The sequence below is a fragment of the Erythrobacter sp. SN6-5 genome (assembly GCF_057364945.1).
This window is the reverse complement of sequence record NZ_CP200282.1, coordinates 1,579,709-1,596,157: the sequence shown is the minus strand read 5'-3', so window position 1 is coordinate 1,596,157 and position 16,449 is coordinate 1,579,709. Positions and strand designations below refer to the sequence as shown.

The 16,449-nt window shown below is 55.2% G+C and carries 16 protein-coding genes and 2 pseudogenes; 11 read left to right on the top strand and 7 right to left on the bottom strand.

Annotation, left to right across the window (positions count from 1 at the left end; translation table 11 throughout):
- Positions 1 to 502 precede the first annotated feature (502 nt).
- The 6 genes from AC0V6Z_RS08000 to AC0V6Z_RS07975 all read left to right on the top strand — a co-directional run bounded on the left by AC0V6Z_RS08000 (position 503) and on the right by AC0V6Z_RS07975 (position 5,818).
- Positions 503 to 712, top strand: coding sequence for a hypothetical protein (locus AC0V6Z_RS08000; RefSeq protein ID WP_472640793.1), 210 nt, complete (start codon positions 503 to 505; stop codon positions 710 to 712).
- Between the two features lie 99 nt (positions 713 to 811).
- A complete protein-coding gene (locus tag AC0V6Z_RS07995) occupies positions 812 to 2,695 on the top strand; it encodes an RHS repeat domain-containing protein (RefSeq protein WP_472640792.1) in 1,884 nt (627 codons plus the stop codon).
- An 8-nt stretch (positions 2,696 to 2,703) separates the two neighbouring features.
- Positions 2,704 to 3,732 (top strand): hypothetical protein, encoded by a 1,029-nt coding sequence (locus tag AC0V6Z_RS07990; protein WP_472640791.1) that lies wholly within the window; start codon positions 2,704 to 2,706, stop codon positions 3,730 to 3,732.
- A complete protein-coding gene (locus tag AC0V6Z_RS07985) occupies positions 3,651 to 4,424 on the top strand; it encodes a hypothetical protein (RefSeq protein WP_472640790.1) in 774 nt (257 codons plus the stop codon). Before AC0V6Z_RS07990 ends, AC0V6Z_RS07985 begins: the two co-directional genes overlap by 82 nt.
- Positions 4,336 to 5,256: an RHS repeat-associated core domain-containing protein gene (locus tag AC0V6Z_RS07980; protein ID WP_472640789.1), complete on the top strand. Its 921-nt coding sequence runs from the start codon at positions 4,336 to 4,338 to the stop codon at positions 5,254 to 5,256. The genes AC0V6Z_RS07985 and AC0V6Z_RS07980 overlap by 89 nt, the downstream gene beginning before the upstream one ends.
- 4 nt (positions 5,257 to 5,260) lie before the next feature.
- Positions 5,261 to 5,818 carry an SEL1-like repeat protein gene (locus tag AC0V6Z_RS07975; protein ID WP_486176464.1) on the top strand — a complete coding sequence of 186 codons (558 nt, stop codon included), beginning with the start codon at positions 5,261 to 5,263 and terminating at the stop codon, positions 5,816 to 5,818.
- Positions 5,819 to 6,246: 428 nt separating this feature from the next.
- Here AC0V6Z_RS07975 and AC0V6Z_RS07970 read toward each other — a convergent pair whose 3' ends face one another.
- The 4 genes and pseudogenes from AC0V6Z_RS07970 to AC0V6Z_RS07955 form a co-directional block, all read right to left on the bottom strand.
- Positions 6,247 to 6,618, bottom strand: coding sequence for a TrbC/VirB2 family protein (locus AC0V6Z_RS07970; protein WP_472640787.1), 372 nt, complete (start codon positions 6,616 to 6,618; stop codon positions 6,247 to 6,249).
- A gap of 103 nt (positions 6,619 to 6,721) precedes the next feature.
- Positions 6,722 to 7,300 (bottom strand): DUF5681 domain-containing protein, encoded by a 579-nt coding sequence (locus AC0V6Z_RS07965; protein WP_472640786.1) that lies wholly within the window; start codon positions 7,298 to 7,300, stop codon positions 6,722 to 6,724.
- A pseudogene (locus tag AC0V6Z_RS07960) lies at positions 7,297 to 7,776 on the bottom strand (DUF5681 domain-containing protein); the annotation flags it as partial. The pseudogene AC0V6Z_RS07960 and the gene AC0V6Z_RS07965, both read right to left, overlap by 4 nt.
- 46 nt (positions 7,777 to 7,822) lie before the next feature.
- Positions 7,823 to 9,163, bottom strand: a complete 1,341-nt coding sequence (locus AC0V6Z_RS07955) for a site-specific DNA-methyltransferase (RefSeq protein ID WP_486176463.1) — start codon at positions 9,161 to 9,163, stop codon at positions 7,823 to 7,825.
- Between the two features lie 169 nt (positions 9,164 to 9,332).
- Here AC0V6Z_RS07955 and AC0V6Z_RS07950 point away from each other — a divergent pair, with 169 nt between their 5' ends.
- Genes AC0V6Z_RS07950 through AC0V6Z_RS07940 form a run of 3 tightly spaced genes read left to right on the top strand, consistent with a single transcriptional unit; the run spans position 9,333 to position 11,556 of the window.
- Positions 9,333 to 9,557 (top strand): DUF3489 domain-containing protein, encoded by a 225-nt coding sequence (locus tag AC0V6Z_RS07950; protein WP_472640784.1) that lies wholly within the window; start codon positions 9,333 to 9,335, stop codon positions 9,555 to 9,557.
- The gene (locus AC0V6Z_RS07945) at positions 9,554 to 9,970 is read left to right on the top strand and encodes a DUF2924 domain-containing protein (RefSeq protein WP_472640783.1); all 417 of its coding nucleotides are present in this window, start codon (positions 9,554 to 9,556) and stop codon (positions 9,968 to 9,970) included. Before AC0V6Z_RS07950 ends, AC0V6Z_RS07945 begins: the two co-directional genes overlap by 4 nt.
- Positions 9,967 to 11,556 (top strand): recombinase family protein, encoded by a 1,590-nt coding sequence (locus AC0V6Z_RS07940; RefSeq protein WP_472640782.1) that lies wholly within the window; start codon positions 9,967 to 9,969, stop codon positions 11,554 to 11,556. The genes AC0V6Z_RS07945 and AC0V6Z_RS07940 overlap by 4 nt, the downstream gene beginning before the upstream one ends.
- A 1,190-nt stretch (positions 11,557 to 12,746) precedes the next feature.
- Here the strand turns inward: AC0V6Z_RS07940 and AC0V6Z_RS07935 are convergent.
- Together AC0V6Z_RS07935 and AC0V6Z_RS07930 are read right to left on the bottom strand one after the other, a co-directional pair.
- Positions 12,747 to 12,938, bottom strand: a complete 192-nt coding sequence (locus AC0V6Z_RS07935; protein ID WP_472640781.1) for a hypothetical protein — start codon at positions 12,936 to 12,938, stop codon at positions 12,747 to 12,749.
- Positions 12,939 to 13,366: 428 nt separating this feature from the next.
- Positions 13,367 to 13,642, bottom strand: a complete 276-nt coding sequence (locus AC0V6Z_RS07930) for a hypothetical protein (protein ID WP_472640780.1) — start codon at positions 13,640 to 13,642, stop codon at positions 13,367 to 13,369.
- A gap of 689 nt (positions 13,643 to 14,331) precedes the next feature.
- Between AC0V6Z_RS07930 and AC0V6Z_RS07925 the strand changes: the two genes are divergently transcribed.
- Both AC0V6Z_RS07925 and AC0V6Z_RS07920 read left to right on the top strand, forming a co-directional pair.
- Positions 14,332 to 14,964: a tyrosine-type recombinase/integrase gene (locus AC0V6Z_RS07925; RefSeq protein WP_472640779.1), complete on the top strand. Its 633-nt coding sequence runs from the start codon at positions 14,332 to 14,334 to the stop codon at positions 14,962 to 14,964.
- A 189-nt stretch (positions 14,965 to 15,153) separates the two neighbouring features.
- Positions 15,154 to 15,935: pseudogene (locus tag AC0V6Z_RS07920) on the top strand (IS5 family transposase).
- Between the two features lie 107 nt (positions 15,936 to 16,042).
- Here the strand turns inward: AC0V6Z_RS07920 and AC0V6Z_RS07915 are convergent.
- Positions 16,043 to 16,423, bottom strand: a complete 381-nt coding sequence (locus AC0V6Z_RS07915) for a hypothetical protein (protein ID WP_472640778.1) — start codon at positions 16,421 to 16,423, stop codon at positions 16,043 to 16,045.
- Between the last annotated feature and the right edge of the window lie 26 nt (positions 16,424 to 16,449).

The following is a 16,449-nucleotide window of genomic DNA, read 5'->3' as shown; positions in this document are numbered from 1 at the left end:
AGAAAAGCAAGGAAAATCCTACCCGAAGCCAGTCACACACTTGCTGTGATGACCATTCCTGAGTGCAACACGGAGGTTTGGCATCCAGACCCATCGCGGAGCGATGGGTCTCCAGCGTAGCCACCACTCATTGTCGAACTTGCTTAGTCAGATGGCAAATATTGGGTCGTGAGCCGAATGGCGGCCTTTCGCGTTTGGTCTGTAAGAACCGGACAGTCCACTAACGACCCAAAAGTGGACATTTGGCCAATATGCCGCTTGCGGATTTGCTACTTTCGCGAAGATCAACGAATTTTCCCCTTAAGTTTTTCTGTAGGCCTGCCGGGTGCGAGAGTGTGGTTGTGCATAGAACGCCCTTGCTTGGTGCGCCCTCAATGTGCTGTTTTTTGCTTGGGGAAGCATTCGATTCGAACGCTTAAACTAGGGTGGGAAAATATGCACAAGTCGTTGTTGAGGCATTTGCTGGTGGGCGCGTCCGCTGGCGCTATCAGTCTAGCGACAAATGAGCGCTGCTAATGCCCAGTCAAGCACAGAGACCTGCACTTACGACGCGCTTGGCCGGTTGATTAAGGTCGAGACAAGCGGCGGGCAGAATGACACCGAGAAACGGGTTATTTGCTACGACAAGGCGGGCAATCGAACAGAGCACAAAGCGGCCTCTGGCTCCACCACGCCAACTTGTCCGCCTCCACCGCCTCCTCCCAGCAATTGATTGAGTGATCTTGGGCGCATGAACCGCGCACTGGAGACCATTCACTTGCTTGAGCGGCTGATCGCCGAAAATTGTTCCATCTAATTTGCTTGGGTTGCTATGCGAAACAGAGTTAAGAAAAGTGCATATGTCTCCACATCGTTTCTGGCACTTATTTTGTGCCCGACTTACGCCTTAGCCCAGAATTCTGGCGCAGCTGATGGTCCCGAGCCGCCACCGTCTTTCGATACGCAAACGGCAACAGGTGTTAGCATTGACAGCGGTGCTTATAACTACAGCGAAACTGATCTCACCATTGGCCAGGGCGATTGGCCTCAAGCTCTCACTTTGACCCGAAGTTACAGGAGTGATGCAGATATCGGTTTGGCCAATGCATCGGGCGTTCGTACGCAGGGCTGGTCAACGAGCATTTATGGACGGATCACTGCCAGGGCTGCTGAAATCGAAGGTGCAATTGACCTTGATGATGATGGTTTTCCAGATCCTCCGGGTCAGCCGGGTTGGGTCAATACCAATGTAGTCTTGGGGACGGGTTCAATCGGCTTTCTTGATTCTACCGTCCAATCGCCAGGGCCTTATGAGCCGGATTCGCGAAGGCGCGATACGCTGACATACCTATCGAATGGTAAGCACCGTTATGTAGCTAGCGATGGCGCAGAACTCATGTTTGCGACTGCAAGCAACGCTTATAGGATCGAGAGTTGGCTTGCTGCCGATGGAACGAAGCTTACTTACCACTACTCATCGAACGGCCAGCCAAAGGCAGTCTTCTCCAGTCGCGGCCAAGCCATCCTGTTTGAGCAAGGTACAGCTAATACCTGGTCAAAAGCCTGCGTGGTAAATTTGGCGGAGCATTATGTTCTGCCAGCGTCGAATTGCCCTTCAGGGACGCAGTCGGTGAACTATGGCTACACATTCCCCAGCGGCAAGCCGCCCCAGCTTGTCTCTGCAACCAACGCCATTGGCGATACGGTGCAATATCAGTACTCCTCGCGCGATCATATAAGCTGCATCAAACAGGCGGGGCAATCGAGTTGCTTCGTGAGCAATACCTACAACGTATGCCAACCGCGTCCGGCTACACCAAACGCCAATGTCAAAAGGTTTGATCAAGTGGTTTCCCAGACTTTGGCCACCAGTGAAACATACTCTCTGAGTTTCGACGCCACCCCCTTTTGCCCAATCGAACCAAATAATTCCCCGAGCTCACAGCAAGTTTTGAGCGTCACCGGACCAGACGGTGGTGTGACCACCCTGGAGCGCGATCAATTAGGTCGAGTCACACAGATTACTGATCCGCTCGGGCGGATAACAACGCGAGAATTCATGGCGGGTGAGCCAGGTTTTTTTGTTGACCCGCTCCCTGAAGCCCAGACGTTGCCCGACGGTCAACGCATTGAGTTCACCTACGTCGGAGGCAATCTGGCGCAAACTGTCCGCAAAGCAAAGCCTACCGCTGGCTTGGCTGATATTGTCACCACCGCATCTTATCCATCATCCTGCACAAGCGCGACACGCAAGACCTGCAACAAGCCTTTGTCGACAACGGATGCTGAAGGCAACACGACAGATTTTGTCTACGACGCGGTTCATGGCGGATTGCTGAAGCGGACATTGCCAGCGGATGCGAGCGGCATTCGTCCAGAGACGCGTTATGCCTACTCTCAGAAGTATGCGTGGCTGAAGAATGCAGGTGGCGGGTTTACGCGCGCTGCGACGCCGGTGTGGGTTCAGACATCACAGTTCAGCTGCAACACGAGCGCGATGTTGGCGAACGGCAATTGCGCTGGCGGGGCTGCTGATAAGGTGGTGACCACTTACGAGTATCAGAAAGGCAATGCGAGCAAGGGCAGCAATGTGTTCCGCGTGGGCATGGCGGTGACGGCGGACGGTGAAACGCTGCGAACGTGCTACGGTATTGATGAGTATGGCCGACAGATCTCAGAGACCCAGCCCAAGGCTGGCCTGGCGACGTGTCAGTGAGGGGCGGGATGATGAAGCAGCTCCTCACCATCGCCGCCTTGAGCCTAACTGGTGCAGCCTTGCTGGCCCCGCACGCAGCAAGCGCGCAGTCGTCGCCGTCGGATTACACCTCGGCCACGCGCTATGATGCGTTGGGCCGGGTGGTTGGCACGATTGCGCCTGATCCCGATGGCACAGGGCCGCTGAAGCATCTGGCAACCCGCACCACCTACGATGCGCGCGGCAATGTTGTTCGCGTGGAGACAGGCGAGCTTGCAAGCTGGAAGGATGAGACCAAGGACCCGCATACGCAGTGGAACGATTTTACCGTCCAGACCACGGCTGAGACGACCTATGATGCGCTCAGCCGCAAGCTAACCGACAAGGTTACGGGCTTGGACAATGCGGTCGTCAGCTTAACGCAGTACAGCTACGACAATGTTGGCCGCCTGGAGTGCACCGCGGTTCGCATGAACCCAGCGATCTATGGCAATCTACCGGCCAGTGCGTGCACGCTTGGGGCTGAGGGCACGCAAGGCCCTGACCGCATCACCAAGTCGGTCTATGATGCCGCGGGTCAGGTGCTGCAGGTGCGTAAAGGTGTGGGTACGGATGTTGAGATCGCGGACTCGACCTATTCCTATACGCCCAATGGCCAGCTTGAGCAGGTCGTGGATGCCAATGGCAACCGCGCAAAGATGGTCTATGATGGGCACGACCGTCAGACGAAATGGATCTTTCCATCGAAGACCCGGCCTACTGCGTTCAACGATACGAACCCAGCCACGGCGCTCAGCACGGCGGGCGCGCTCTCAACCGATGACGGCATCGCTGCGACTGATGATGTTGAAGAGTACACCTATGATGCCAATGGCAATCGCACGTCGCTGACCAAGCGCGACGGCTCCGTGCTCACCTATGAGTACGATGCGCTGAACCGTATGACCAAAAAGATCGTGCTTAGGCACGCGCAGGCTTGTCTGCGGGACATACCAGGAATGTCCTCTACACCTACGATCTGCGCGGGCTGCCGATCCTCACACGGTTCCTCTCGTTGAACGGCCGGGGGCAGGCCAACACTTATGACGGGTTTGGCCGCCTCAAAACCACGTTTGACAACACGGATGGTACAGGCCGTGTTCTCTCCTACGAATACGATGCCAATGGCAATCGCACGCGTATTACGCACCCGGATGGGCATGCATGGTTCTTTGACTATGACAAGCTCAACCGGATGACCGATATCGGGAGCAATGTCACCAATATCAGCACGCTCAGCTATAATGAAAGAGGCCTAATGTCTGGCCGAAGCTGGCACTTTGCAACTTTGTCCGACAATTCTCAGTCTTACGATTATGACCCGGTTGGGCGGCTAGATGAGATTGGCCTGAATCTCCATGGCTCCTCATCTGACGTAACCTGGAACTACACCCGCAATGCGGCCTCTCAAATCCGCACAGAGACGCAAAGCAATGATGCGTACAGCTGGGATGGCCACGTCAATCTCAACCGCAGCTATCAGACCAACGGCCTCAACCAATATGAGAGCGCAGGATCAGCCAGCTTTACCTATGATGCCAATGGGAACCTGACCTCTGACGGCACCAACACTTACACCTATGATATTGAGAACCGTTTGGTACGTGCTGCCAACAGCAGCTATGCGACCAACCTTTACTACGACCCTCTCGGCTCGGCTCTATGCCACTATCTCGAGCAAGCCAGGCCATGGCGCGGTCTTCTTTCTTAACGATGGCAATGCGATAATCGCGGAATATCTCAGCAATGGCTATGTTGCCAATCGCTATGTGCACGGAGCTGATCCGGGCGCTGACGATCCGCTAATCTGGTATGCCGGGCCAAGCGTCGCGCTTGAGCGTAGGTACATCCATGCCGACCCGCGAGGAAGCATCGTCGCGATCACCGATTACCGCGGGGTCTCGGTCGGTACCAATACCTACGACGAATATGGCATCCCGGGCTCGGCCAACACCGGGCGGTTCCAATACACCGGCCAGGCGTGGATTCCAGAGATCGGCCTCTACTACTACAAAGCCCGGTTCTACTCACCGACCCTCGGCCGGTTCCTCCAAACCGATCCCATCGGATACGAAGACCAGTACAACCTCTACGCATATGTCGGAAACGATCCGATTAATAACGTCGATCCGACTGGGATGAGCACCTGCAAAGGCGGCGGAAAAAAGCCCGGCCTCTTTGGGGTGGTATTTTCTGGCGTACTATTGGCCTATTGTTCTTTGACCGGCCAGGGACCCAAGCGACCTCCTCCGCGTCGGAGTGACGAGATCGAGGTGCCAGCCCCAGAGGCGCCCGCACGCGGAGCCGGATCAGGGAGAGGTGGAAAAGGCGAGAAGGGCGAGAAGGGCGAGAAGGGCGAGAAGGGCGAGAAGGGCGACGATAAAGCTAATGGTGGAGAAGGCTCTTCTGCAAGCCGTGAGTCTGTAGAGATCCTCTTTCCAGGTCTGGTATTGTTTGTAACCGTAGCTGAAGGACTGACGGAACTTATAGACGATAACCTACCGCAAGAAGAAACTATTGACGAATCGCAAAACCGTAGGTGACAATATGAAAAGCGAAAGCGAGAAGGAGGCTGAGTCTGCAATCCTTCAGCAGCGCTATGACGATGCTGAAAAGATACTTTTGGAGTTAGAAACCAACGGTAGCCCATACGTCTTGCGCACGTTAGGTTGGATGAATGAGACTGGGGTAGCGTCAAATTCAAATACCGAAAAAGCCATTACTTACTATCAGTCAGCAATCGACGCTGGCTCAAAGCGGGCCATCGTAGATCTTGGAATAGTCTTGTCGGGAGCGGCTAGGGACTCGGAAGCCATTCCAGTCCTTCGAAAAGCGACTAACGATGGCAACTTGTCAGCTCTTTATCATTTGTCCATCGTTTTGCTCCGTCACGAAGATGAAGAGCACCGATTACAAGGTCGGCTGTTTCTCGAACAAGCTTCGCATCGGGGCCACCTTTACGCAACGCAAGAGCTGATAACACGACAGTATCAAGAAGATCCATCTTTTCTAAGGATTTTCGGGTATTACAAAAGCAAAATAGAAACTGCCATTGAAATTTTCCGGACTTTTCGAACTGATCCATATTCTGAGAAGATTTGCTAAACGCCACCTTCTTGCAATATTGTAGTTCCGGAAGGTCCGGGGACAGTAAGCCTAATTGATGTTGCTAGCTTCAGACCCTAGCGTCTTTGTAATTATCGGACGTGCACGCTTCATCATTTTCAGGTCTGCCTCCCACATTAGGTCAGCGCAGCAATCGCCTACTGCCGATGTTCTGTTCAGGTGATGAGCGAAGGGACAACCTCAATTGACCGAGTGCCGCAGATGCCTTGGTTTTCCTACTAAGCGGCCTTGCGCTAAATCTGCGGCGGCTCTTTCACACCGTACATAAAGCCGTTCGCTCACAGCGAGTGCGCCTCCGTGCGCTGTTCGCAAACCCAGCCATGCGCACAGACCACTCGTCCGGCACGCCCAAAAGTCACACTTTGGAAAAACGCATAGGCGTTCCAGCGCTCCGGCGCCGCCTCCAATCAATCGCGCCTTAGTGACGCCCCGGCATAGGGATCATGGTCCGAGGGCGGCAGATCGCCCCGAGCGCCAAGCCCCGGCTGCGCCTCGATCACTTGACTGACCGGTGCATAGGCTGGAGAGCTGTCACCGATTTGCATAAACCCGCTCGCAATCACCGGCGCGCCCAGCAGTACAAAGCACACCAACACAACGCGCATACCATGCCGCACTGGCAACCGTCCCGTGAGCAACATCAGCCCCAAAAACGCCACCGCCAGCACGCATAACCCCAGTGCAAGCTCGCCAAACATCACATCGCCAACCCAGCCCACAGAGCTTCCCACCACCGGCTCCGGTGCGGGCTCGAATAGGCTGGTTTGTGTGCGTGTCATCACGTCATCGCTCTGCAGTTAAGATCACAGAATTGCAATGGCTGCTTCCACCCCCAATGTTGGCCGTAAGACAACGGCTCGAACTGGGGCGCAAAGCTGCCGTTCACTCGGTGACCGTCCACCACTCTGGCCAGTTCACTTTGTGCCGCATGCGGGTGCAGCTCCACACTTCGCGCTGCTCGGCCTCAGTAAGTTGCCGGTCGCCAAGCCCCGCAAGTGCGGCCTCAATCGCCCAAGGATTGATTTCCCAACGCACACGCTCTTTGTCAGTCGGGTACTTCTTGATCGCAACGCCAAGCGTCCGCAGAACGCACTCGATCTGCATGGGTACCAGCACGATCTTCGTAATCCCAAGGCCTTCCGCATCCGCGTTCTTAGCACGCGCAGTTTCGAGGGCGGCCAATGATGAGCGAGCCGCTGCGCTGTCTCCAACCAGTCCTTTCTGCGTGAGCTGAAGGATAAAAGCCTCGGCTGCTGTAATGCGGCGCTCACGTCCATCCTCACGTACCGTGACCATTTGCCCCAGAACATGATCATAGGGGATCTGCGAGTTGCGCTTACCCTTGGGCCGTCCTTTGGGATTGCCGGATTGGCCCTTCTTGAACCGAGTAGCGCTCGGCGGCTTGCCGTAACCGATTGGCGCAAATGTGTTACCTTGGGCTTCATTCTTGAACCGGCTCATATCCCGCTTCCTCGCGGCCAGCGCAGCTTGTCAGAATCTTTAGTAAAGAACTTTATGTCGCTCACATCTTTCGCAGCGAGTTTGCGTTTGCCCGGGCGGCTCAATCCAGCCTGAGCAGCCCAGGTTGCCACCTTCATACGAGGTTCGGCGTCGTCGCTCAGACTTGGTTCTGGTTCGAGGATGCCCAGAGTAGTGAGAGCCTCGCGCGCGTTGTCAGAGCTTTGTTCATGCACCGTGCTGACTTGCCCAGCGGCCGGCTTGTTGCGTTTAGCAAGCGCCGCCTCGCGTTTCTCGATCATCTTGAGCACCTGCCGGATAGCCATCTTGCTGCCGTCCAGCGCTGCCTGATAGGTTTGTAGCTGAAGTGCTTCATCGACGGTCAGCTCACGTTCCTTGCCGCTTTGATTAACGGTCAGAACCTTGTCGAACACGATATCGAACGCAGAGACGTTGGGACGGCGCTTCTTGGGGCGCCCGGCAGGGTTGCCTGGCCTTTCTTAAAGCGAGTATCACCGCCCCGGCTCATTCAGCAGCCTCTTGCACGCTGGACTCATCTCCCGAACGGTGGACCAGCTGCGGCTCTTTGCCCGTGATCTGTGACCAGCGCGTCATCGCCACATCAACATAGGATGGATCGATATCGAGCCCGCGGAACGCGCGTCCAACCCGCTCAGATGCGATCAAGCTAGTGCCGGAACCAAGGAAGATATCCAGTACCAGTTCGCCTTGGCGGGTGACGTCGCAGATCGCGTCGGCAACCATGGCTACCGGCTTTACCGTGGGATGCAGCTCCAGGTCCTCACGCCGCGACCCGCGCATCGAGTTGACCGAGGCGTAGTCCCAGACATTGGTGCGATTGCGGCCATGCTTACCAAGCTCGACCGCGTTTGTGTGCGGCGCATCACCCACTCGGTAAACAAACACCATTTCATGCTTGGAGCGGTACAGCGATCCCATCCCGGCATTGCTCTTGTTCCACACGCAGATGTTGAGCAGCTTGTTGTAAAGCTCGGCAACCGACGCGGTCACATCATCCATATGGCGCCAGTCCATACAGACAAAATGCACCGCACCATCGCGCGATACTTTGGCGCAGGCGCCAAGCGTGTCGGTGAGAAAGGTTTGGAACTCATCTTCGCTCATCTCGCCAGACGCCATCGCAAACTCGCGGTGGCGGCCTGCTGCATTGACATGGCCATTGACCTTCACATTGTAAGGCGGGTCCAGGAACGCGCAGTCGATCTGCGCGCCTTCGCCAACCAGCTGGGACAGGAACTCTGTGTCGCGGCCATCGCCGCAGCCAATGCGGTGTTCGCCCAGCTGCCAGATATCGCCTATCTGAACCCGCGGCGCACTGGGCACTTCCGGAATAACCTCATCATCCGGGTCCGGGCTGTCCGCCAACACGACGTCGATCTCGCCTGAGCTGAACCCTGTAAGACCCAGATCAATATCGATCTCAGGCAGCGAGAGCTCGGCTAGTTCAAGTTTGAGGATCTCCATGTCCCAACCAGCATTCAGCGCGATCTTATTGTCAGCGATCCGCAGTGCCTTTTTCTGCGCTTCGGATAGCCCGCCAAGTTCTATGACTGGAACTTCGGCAAGCCCCATGTCTTTGGCGGCTCGCAATCGGCCATGTCCAGCGATGAGATTACCGCTTGGATCAGCGAGGATCGGATTGGTGAACCCAAACGCCTTTATCGAAGCGACAATCTGCTCGATCTGCTTCTTGGAATGCGTGCGCGCATTGCGGGGGTCAGGGGTCAGCGCTGAGAGGGCCTTGTAGACCACTTCGAGCGGGCGATCGGCAGTAGGGGCTGCCTCTGTTGGTGTTGGTGTCATGCTGAAAATATATAGGAACAAAGCAGGTATCCCAAAGGGGGTAAATTGATTCAAGCGGGGACAAATCGTGCAAAAACTGAGTCGCTGGACTTCTTTCTACTTTTGAGCATTGGTGCAGGTGCCCGGCCTGTTCGGGCTCGTGCCGGTAGCGGCCGCCACTTTGGGCGGCCTAAGCAACCGGAGAACACGCATGACAAAGTCATCAAAGGCCCAAAAACCAACCAAGCTTGATACGCTTGATAAGCGTCTCAAGCGCAAGAACGGCGCCACTATTGCCGATATGATGACCGCAACAGGGTGGCAGCAGCACTCAGTGCGCGGGGCTATGGCAGGCGCGCTTAAGAAACGCGGGCTTATCATCACTTCACAGAAGGTGGATGATGTCCGCCGCTACAGCGCTGAGCAATCGGCGTGAGCGTTGCACAGAACGATCCCGAGCAACTGGTCCGCGCCATTGAGATGATGGACCTTGAGGCACTGCGCAGCACATGGAGGCGGCGCCACGGCATCCCTCCAACCCTGCGGTCCGAGCCGCTCATGCGGATGCTGCTGGCATGGCGGGTGCAGGCCGAGGCCTATGGAGGGATCGATACCGAGACCCGCAAAGCGCTGGCCCGAACAGGCGCACCCCAGCCTGAAGGGCGCAAGCTCGGCCTCGGTGCAGTCCTTACCCGCAATTGGAAGGGCCGAGAGGTCAAGGTGGTGGTTGAGGAGGATGGGTTCCGCTGGGAGGGCGAACTTTATCCCAGCCTTTCAGCGGCAGCGACTGCGATTGCTGGAAGCCGCTGGAACGGTCCGCGCTTCTTTGGCCTCAGGGATGCGACATGACCAAAATCAAACAAGCGGTCCGCTGCGCGATCTATACCCGCAAAAGCTCGGAAGAAGGCCTTGAGCAGTCGTTCAACAGCCTGGATGCTCAGCGCGCTGCTGGCGAGGCTTATATCACTAGCCAAGCCAGCGAAGGCTGGAACATAATCCCCACTCTCTATGATGACGGCGGCTACTCTGGTGGCACGTTGGAGCGGCCCGGCCTGCAGGCTCTGCTGAGTGACGTTGAAGCGGGGCGGATTGACGTGGTGGTGGTCTATAAGATCGACCGGCTCACCCGCTCGCTCACAGACTTCTCGCGCATCATCGAGACCTTTGATGGGGCCGGGACCAGCTTTGTATCTGTCACCCAATCGTTCAACACCAAGGACTCGATGGGACGGCTCATGCTCAACGTGCTGCTCTCATTTGCGCAGTTCGAGCGCGAGGTGACCGGAGAACGTATCCGCGACAAGATCGCTGCTTCCAAAGCCAAGGGCATGTGGATGGGCGGCAATCCGCCGTTGGGTTATGACCGGCCCAAAGAGGGCACGCACAAATTGCTGGTGAACGAGACTGAAGCTGCCAGAGTGAGAAGTATATTCAGCCGTTACCTGGAGATCGGCTCGGTCCATGCTCTCCAGCGCGAACTCACAGCGCAGGGCATTGTCTCCAAGCATCGTACCTACTCCAACGGGCGAACATCGGGCGGCACCCCGTTCAGCCGCGGGGCGCTTTTCCATCTTCTGCGCAACCGCATCTACCTTGGGCAGATTGTCCATAAGGACCAGGTGTTTGAAGGCGAGCATGACGGGATCGTCGATCCGGACCTGTTTGAGCGAGTGCAACGCAAGCTAGATGCCAATGCTCGCCGCTACCGCGCCGCTGCTGACACCCGCGTCACCAAAGCACCGCTTACTGGCAAGCTGATTGATGCAAACGGCGAGATCATGAGCCCATCATTCTCGCGTGGGCGATCAAATCGGGTCTACCGCTATTACGTCTCCGCTTCGCTTCAACAGGGAGGCAGCCAGAGCCAGAACCAGATCGTTCAAAGACTGCCAGCGCCTGCAATTGAAAAGCTCGTCGCCGACATAACATCGCGTTGGCTGCCGCGTGAGGAGCATCCCCTCGATCATACAACGGCCGTTCGGATCGCCGATGAAGGATTGGTCTTCGAGTGCCCCGCAAAGCTAGCCGACGACATAGCGCAGCATCTGGAGGGCGGTGAGCGGATGATCCATACCTCTGCCAAGCTCTGCCGGATCCACGTACCGGTCGCACTACCACTACGCGGCGGCAAGCGTCTCATCATCCCATCCGGCAAGCCCGATATCCGCCCAGACCCGACCCTAATTGCTGCGCTTCGCCGCGCGCATTCCCTGCTCGGCCGCGACCGCAAGGGGATGCCGATGCTCGAAGTGTCGCCTCCCTCCGCCTACAATCGCAATCTGGTTCGGCTTGCTTTTCTCGCGCCGGATTTCCAGTGCGATATCCTGGCAGGACGCCAACCGCCTTCGCTCAATCTTCAGCAGCTTATCAAGATGAGCTTTCCGGTGAGCTGGAAAGAGCAGCGCAAGGCACTGAATTGGCCAAACACGAACTAGCCTGTTCCGGCGAGTAACAGGCCTGTTCTGCCTAAGTTGCACCCTGTTATGGGCGGATAAATACCCTGTTATGTCGAATAACAGGGAAACACCCATTGGAACCCATAAACCTCTATAATCACGCGCTTCTATCGGACGTAATCGAGTCAATTTTTATCGACTTGGCCTGTTTTTGCCCTCAAATGCACGATTTTCCCTGTTTTATCCCTGTTAAACAGGCAAACCGCACTGATTACGATCGGCGCAGAGACTGGCTGCGTAAACTTCGCCTGATACCTGCAGAGACTGATGCTGAATATCCCGCGAACGGCGCTTTAGCCTGCTCAAGCGCCTGCACACCGCGGCTTTGCGCGCGCGCCCTGCAAGCTGAGACTAGTGCTGGGGGTGGGTGGCGGAGACGGTGTCTTCCTAATATGTCTTTTAATAAATTGAATTATAGCTGAATTTCGATATCTTTTATTTTTTAACCCACGAATTTCCCCACATTGCGCCATGGCTCGTTCGCACAAGAGCCTTGAGTTACTTTCCCAAGGCGGTAGCAAGTGCGTCAGTTAACGTGCCAATCGCAATCAGCGGGTTTGCATTGTTTCGTCAAAACTATGCGACATAGGCTTTCAAACTTCACGCAATCGAGATCCAAGGAGCTCGTAATTGCCCCAACATGTTTCAAGCAGTTTCATAGAATTGCGATGATGTCTCGTTACATATCTGGGCCCACTGCTGCTCTGGCTCTTAATCAGCGGGTCCTAGGTTCGAACCCTAGTGCGTCCACCAAATACTCTTATAATTTCAAAATGTTATACACCTTCTTAGCTGCCCAATTGATTTGTGGAGCCTAATATCTCGAATTAGGCTCCCTATAGGCTCCACTTCTCTACCTGTGCATAAGCGTCCATCACCGTTTGATTCTAGCCTGTCTGACGACTCTTACCGAAACAGGCTCTAATGAACACGAGTCGCTTCACTGCATTGAGCGTCGAGCTTTAGCTGCTTCCATCGATTGATAAGCAGCGGACAATCTCCAGACGTTGTGCCCAAATTCAAGATCCGGTCCTACCGTCGCGGCTTGGTTGGCCACTAGGCCGCACCTCAGCCAAATAATCGGATGACAAACTTGCGCCGAAAGAAACTGCGCTAGAAGGAAGCTGAGAACTCCCGCGCCGTTCTCCATAGTTTCGTCGGATAGTCCATTATAAGAACAGCTTTGTTAAGATCACCGACGCCGCAACAAGAGCAGCACCGGATATCAAGCCCCAAGCATAGAACTTCCACGGTTCCTCATTTTCCTCGGTCCATCGATGGTTGATTTCAGCCATCCATCGCCGAATGCTTGCCATCTGCTCTTCTGGCGTCATTTCTTCTGGATCGATCTGTGGGGGCATATCAGAATCCAAGTTAGTCAAATAGTCCTCACTGACAAGATGAGAAAGGGGCCGATTGAAGAAGTCGGGATATGCTGCTGAAGCACACTTGTGCCTTCACAAGGCCTTTAGAGGCCAATTCAACCTAGTTTGCTTGAAGCGCTGGGAAGGCCATCCCTGTGGGTTGCTTGGAAAACTCCAGTTACAGTTCTAATCAGATGACTGACTCACGCAAGAGCTTGTCGAGTCTTATAATTTGATTGCAATGCAATCGATTTCACGCCAACAGAAAAATGCATTAGAGGTTGCTTAGGTAATCATCGGGGGACGCACCGCTGTAACGGTTGCGTCCCCTTTTCTAAAGGGCGCGGTCCGCGAACTACTGCCGCATCAAGCCTTTGGAATGAAATAAGATGTGACCTTGGCTCCCTAGGTTTTAGTTCTCGTATTTAGCGCTCCAGTTCGCCGCGCCAGAGCATCTCTATGAGATGGCCTTGAGTAATCCCCCTCCTCGCTGCTTCCTCTACGATAGCTTCGCCTACTTCAGGAACCAGCTTCGGGTGAATCTGATACGTGCGCGGGCTCGGCTTTCGACCCGGTTTTTTCCTCAAAGACCGATCTAGACGCGCGTTTTCTTCTTTCGTTGCGTGAACCTGGCGAAGAGGTTCGGTGGATGGCCTTTCAGGCGCATAAGTGATGCGTGTAAAAACCGGCGTCTCGTTCATTAACAACCTCCATAAAGGATCGGAGGCGGCCCGAAGCCGGGTGTTGGAAACCCTGCGTCACCACAAGGCGCCGCCACCTTTAGGCGGAACCTTGGACATACGCGACGGCCACCCGGCCAGCATACTTGCTGAACGGCGATGACGATCTGAGGTTTCCACGCCTCACCTGCCGGGACAGACCAGCAGGCAGTGCTTCCATGTCCGATTACAATTGTATGGGCAAGTGGCAATCAGAGAACGCACACTAGTATGGCGTTACTCACTGGCTAGAGATCAAGATGCGCCTAGCCGCCTCAAAAGCGCAGGCCTCTATTGACCTGTTCACGCCATCCTACTGGTGCAGACTATGGGTTCCTTTTGCGCCTTTTTGGTGCTTTTGAGCTGTTGATAATCAGCACACCATCTTTACGGACAGCGTGCTTACGTATCTCAGTCCAACTGCGACCGAACAGCTCAAAAGCTTTACGGGCAACCGCACGCGACTTGTCCGAATTTATACGCATACTTTGATAGTAGGCAGATGACCGAAACCAAGCGATGGCCATCAAATGCAACGCTTGCTCTTCGCCAACTAACTCGCTGTTCTCAGATACGTCCGCTTTGCGCCCCAGTCCAAGACATAGCCATTCGAGATCTTAGCGTCCGAAAGCAGACATTCCCCGAGGCCATTCCGGCCAAGGAGAATGACAATGACTTACTCACACTTTGACCCTGCTACTCAGAACCGAGTGCCGTGGAACTTTGGCGCGAAGATCGGCCCCAAGCGGCCATTCAATCAGAAACAAATATGGGCGATCCGCTTCTTCCTGGATCGAGAAGAGCGTATCAGAGACAGGGCGCTGTTCGACTTGGCGATTGATAGCAAGCTGCGAGGCTGCGATCTCGTCGAGCTTAAGATCGCTGACTTGGTGAGTGGTCCGGAAATCAGAACGCGAGCGACAATTACCCAGCGAAAGACCGGTCGGCCTGTTCAGTTTGAGATCGCATCAGACGCGCGTGCAAGCCTGTTTGCCTGGTTGGAACTTAGGGGTGGTGACGTCGAGGACTTTGTCTTCCCCAGCCGTGTTGATCACACCCGTCATTTGAGCACCCGGCAATACGCTCGACTTGTCGACGAGTGGGTTGAAGCGATTGGCCTGCGTCCAGAGGAATATGGCACACATTCGCTTCGTCGAACGAAGGCCTCGATCATCTACAAGGCCACAGGTAACATCCGAGCGATCCAAATTTTGCTTGGTCATTCAAAAATTGAAAATACGGTCCGATACCTGGGCGTCGATATTGAAGACGCTCTCACACTTGCTGAGAAGACCGAGATCTGACTGGAGTTGGGCGCTGGACTCGCATGACCCAGCGTCCGCTTTTGAGGGTGAATGCGGACATACAGCATCACAACCAATCGGATGATCTCAAGCGATGAGTTAAACGGTGAAATGGACTAGGCCGTGTTGACAAAAGGGATTCCCAAAGCCCCCGAGTTCTGATTCAAGACTGCTTTTTGAGGAGCAGTCATGGGTCGTGGGGACTTGTCGGATGCGGAGTGGGAGCTGATCGGGCCGCTGTTGCCGCCTGAGCGTGGTCGCTGGGCGCGACCGGCGGGCGATAACCGGCGCTTTCTCAATGGCATGCTCCACGTGCTGAGAGTGGGCTGTCCCTGGCGCGACATGCACGAGCGCTACGGCAAGTGGAACTCGGTCTATGTCCGCTTCCGGCGCTGGGCCGAACAGGGCGTCTGGGATGCCCTGCTGCAAACGCTGGTCGATTTGGGCCTCACCGACGATTGGCAGCATATGATCGACAGCACCAGCGTTCGCGGCCACGTCTCGGCAGCGGGCGGAAAAGGGGGGCAGTTAAGAACGCTCTTGGTCGATCACGCGGCGGCTTTACGAGCAAGATCCACACCCGCTGCGACAATCAGGGACTGCCTCTCGGCTTCATCCTGACCGGCGGGGAGGCCTCCGATTACACCGCTGCTGAGCCACTGATGGCGATCCCTGTAGTCGCGCCCAAGGCGCTGCTGGCGGACAAAGGGTATGATGGCGACCGCTTCCGGGAGAGCCTGCTGATCCGGGGCATCCTGCCGATCATCCCACCCCGTTCGAACCGCAAGGTGCCAGAGCATCCCGATTACCGCCGCTACCGTGACCGCAACCGCGTCGAGCGCATGTTCGGTAAGCTCAAGCAACAGCGCCGGATCGCCACCCGCTACGACAAGACCATCCTCTCCTTCGAGAGCTTCCTCAACCTCGCCGCCACCCACCTATGGCTGAAGCCTTTTGTCAACACAGCCTAGGAAGTTTCTTACGTCTGGGCATGGTCCCCGCCCTACCCAATCAGCGCCAAACTTCAATCAGGTACACTTAGTCTGACAACACCCACAATCTTCAATGCCCGGAATTCTCATTCAAAGACAGCACTATCATGTTGGGGAAAGCCGTCATGTATCGCGATACAGTTGATTGTGAACAACAAAGAAAAGGCAAAGATAAGCAAAACCCAGAAGATCAATGAAATTAATCCGAATACAGTGTTATCCAAAACGACAGCTCCAATTGAAAATTCATACCAAAGCTCATAACTTTCCATAACTAAGCTGGTCAAAACAAAGGAAGATCCAATAAATGAAACAAAAAAACGAAATCTTTTTCGACCTAATAAGGAGAAAATTACCAATAAAGCGCTAGCGTTTGCCAAGAGAAACGTAAGATCTTCCTTTCCGAAGGGCAGTGCACTATCAAAAGAGACAACCGAAAAAACGATGAAAATCGATGCGATGATCACGCAGAAAAAGTTCACTAGAGGATGTA

What these genes read in the sequence shown, in the direction of transcription:
- AC0V6Z_RS07935 (WP_472640781.1), bottom strand. Translation starts at nt 12,938, where the DNA reads ATGCCCCCACAGATCGATCCAGAAGAAATGACGCCAGAAGAGCAGATG.
- AC0V6Z_RS07930 (WP_472640780.1), bottom strand. Translation starts at nt 13,642, where the DNA reads ATGAACGAGACGCCGGTTTTTACACGCATCACTTATGCGCCTGAAAGG.
- AC0V6Z_RS07940 (WP_472640782.1), top strand. Translation starts at nt 9,967, where the DNA reads ATGACCAAAATCAAACAAGCGGTCCGCTGCGCGATCTATACCCGCAAA.
- AC0V6Z_RS07965 (WP_472640786.1), bottom strand. Translation starts at nt 7,300, where the DNA reads ATGAGCCGGTTCAAGAATGAAGCCCAAGGTAACACATTTGCGCCAATC.
- AC0V6Z_RS07990 (WP_472640791.1), top strand. Translation starts at nt 2,704, where the DNA reads ATGATGAAGCAGCTCCTCACCATCGCCGCCTTGAGCCTAACTGGTGCA.
- AC0V6Z_RS08000 (WP_472640793.1), top strand. Translation starts at nt 503, where the DNA reads ATGAGCGCTGCTAATGCCCAGTCAAGCACAGAGACCTGCACTTACGAC.
- AC0V6Z_RS07950 (WP_472640784.1), top strand. Translation starts at nt 9,333, where the DNA reads ATGACAAAGTCATCAAAGGCCCAAAAACCAACCAAGCTTGATACGCTT.
- AC0V6Z_RS07970 (WP_472640787.1), bottom strand. Translation starts at nt 6,618, where the DNA reads ATGACACGCACACAAACCAGCCTATTCGAGCCCGCACCGGAGCCGGTG.
- AC0V6Z_RS07925 (WP_472640779.1), top strand. Translation starts at nt 14,332, where the DNA reads ATGACTTACTCACACTTTGACCCTGCTACTCAGAACCGAGTGCCGTGG.
- AC0V6Z_RS07980 (WP_472640789.1), top strand. Translation starts at nt 4,336, where the DNA reads ATGCGACCAACCTTTACTACGACCCTCTCGGCTCGGCTCTATGCCACT.
- AC0V6Z_RS07975 (WP_486176464.1), top strand. Translation starts at nt 5,261, where the DNA reads ATGAAAAGCGAAAGCGAGAAGGAGGCTGAGTCTGCAATCCTTCAGCAG.
- AC0V6Z_RS07995 (WP_472640792.1), top strand. Translation starts at nt 812, where the DNA reads ATGCGAAACAGAGTTAAGAAAAGTGCATATGTCTCCACATCGTTTCTG.